We start from the raw sequence: 2,241 nt of genomic DNA on the forward strand, positions 1-2,241 counted from the left end.
GGCCGGTCGGTGAAAGTCGGCCCGGGACGCGGTGACAACCGTTGGGGTTGTTCCGTTTTCCCGGGCCGCTTCCCGAACCCGGCGTGCACCTTTCAATGCACCGGGCTCTCCACAGGACCCGGTCAGGCGGCGGTGGTGGCCTCCGTATCGGTGATCGGCCAGGGTGAGGGGATGACCGAACCGCGGTAGCGGTATCGGGTCGTGGTGATCTGTTCGAGATCGATCAGCACGTGGTCCTCGGTGGCTGGCCACCAGCCGCCGCCACAGTAGAGGCGGCGCAGCTGTTTCCAGGTCGACTTGCGATGTTTGCGACGCATCCAACGCCACACCGTCTGCCACGTGTAGTGGCTCAGGTAGGAGAAGGTCGCCGAGGACACCCCGGCCCGGAAATAGCCCGCCCAGCCCCGCAGCGTCGAATTGATCCGGCGCAGCAGGTCATCGAGCGGCTGGTTGGGTTCGACTGTTCGGCGCAACGTCTTGAGCTTCCGTTTGACCGCCAACACGGCCTTGGTGCACGGATGCACGTATACGTAGCTTCGACTGGTTCCCCGTTTTCGGCGGCGCTGGATGTGCCACCCGAGGAAATCCAGACCGTCCTCGATGTGGGTGATCAGGGTCTTGTCATCGGACAACCGCAACCCCATCGTCGCCAGAACGACGGCGATGTCCTCCCGTAGCGCTTCGGCATCGGCTCTGGTGCCGCGGATCATCAGGCACCAGTCGTCGGCGTAACGGACGAGCCGAAAATTCGGCAGCCCGTGACGCAATCGTTTCGCACGCTCGTTGATCCCGGTGGACGAGCCACCGGGCAGAGCGGCGATGTACTCATCGAGTACCGACAACGCCACATTGGCCAACAGCGGTGAGAGGATGCCACCCTGCGGGGTTCCCGCGGTGCTGTCCTGCAATCGGGCGTCCTCGGTGAGGATGCCCGCCTTCAGGAACGCCTTGACCAAACCCAGCACGCGGTTGTCCCCGACGCGTCGACGCACCCGGCCCATCAGGGCGCTGTGGTCGATCTCGTCGAAGCAGGCCTTGATGTCTCCCTCAACGACCCAGTCATAACACCGGGGTCGTGTGGCGAGATAGCGCACCTCGGCCACCGCGTCATGGGCTCGGCGGTTCGGGCGGAAACCGTAGGAACACGGCAGGAAGTCCGCCTCGAAGATCGGCTCAAGCACCAGCTTCAAGGATGCTTGGACCACCCGGTCGGCCACGGTCGGAATCCCCAACCGGCGCAACGCACCACCGGCTTTGGGGATCATCCGCTCGCGCACCGGCAACGGGCGGAACCTGCGGTCCTTCACCCTGGACCGCAGTTCGTCGAGGAACTCCTCGACACCCTGCCCAGCCATGATGGACGACGCAGTGCGCCGATCTACTCCGGCCGTGGCAGCACCCTTGTTCCCGCTGACCCGATCCCAGGCCACCAACAAGAAAGCGGGATCGGAAACGAGGTTGAACAGATCGTCGAACCGGCGATGCGGATCATCGCGTGCCCAACGGTGCAGCTTGGTCTGGATCTTCAGTACCCGTTGCCGCGCCAGCATCAGCGCCAACTCCAGTTCGTCGGTATTCACCGCCGACATCACACCCTCCTGATCTTCCCGCACTCGCACTGCATGTCTTGCTGGCCCCCTTCGCCCTGTGACCGCCTTTCTCGGTCTCCACGGCGGGCACGTCACCGCCCGCGACTACTACGAGGCCTCCGCCCCACCCAGATACGGTCCCTCGACTCCGAACGCTGAGTCTTCTGATCCACTGCGGGCTGGATGCCCGCAGCGAAATCGACGGTCCCGCAGGATGGTTCCCACGTTCACCTGATCGCCGGTTGGTCAGGGAGGTGCCCAGCTCTACTCCGGCAGCATCGCCACGGTTACGCCGCAGGCTTTCACCGTGACCTCCCCACCGATGGAACTAAACGGCTTCGGAGTCGACCCCACCACCGGTGAGGTCGTGCACTGCAGACCGGCCCATATCCGCCAGGTTGGAGCCGGCTTCGCGGTTACGGAGCTTCAAGCACTGGTTCGCTTGCGCTGCACCTTCTGACCTTGCTCAACGAGCCCGCACCGTCTGGCAGTACCAGCACGGCTCGCCTTTTCGGGGCCGCTTGCCACCGATCCCCGTCGTTCCCGACGATCGGCTGCCCCGACGCTTCATCAGGCCGCTGCGACGGCCCAACAGAGACGGTCTCTCACCACCTCCCGACACACCAAGCGCCTCGTGGCGCACAGCTCGGCC

1 protein-coding gene is annotated in these 2,241 nt (G+C 64.7%); it reads right to left on the reverse strand.

Going from position 1 to position 2,241, the window contains the following annotated elements:
- Positions 1 to 122 precede the first annotated feature (122 nt).
- Entirely contained in the window at positions 123 to 1,589 is a 1,467-nt protein-coding gene (gene ltrA, locus BST27_RS30110; RefSeq protein ID WP_197518237.1) for a group II intron reverse transcriptase/maturase, read from the reverse strand.
- Positions 1,590 to 2,241: the final 652 nt, after the last annotated feature.

This window comes from Mycobacterium intermedium, assembly GCF_002086275.1.
GTDB classification, from domain to species: domain Bacteria; phylum Actinomycetota; class Actinomycetes; order Mycobacteriales; family Mycobacteriaceae; genus Mycobacterium; species Mycobacterium intermedium.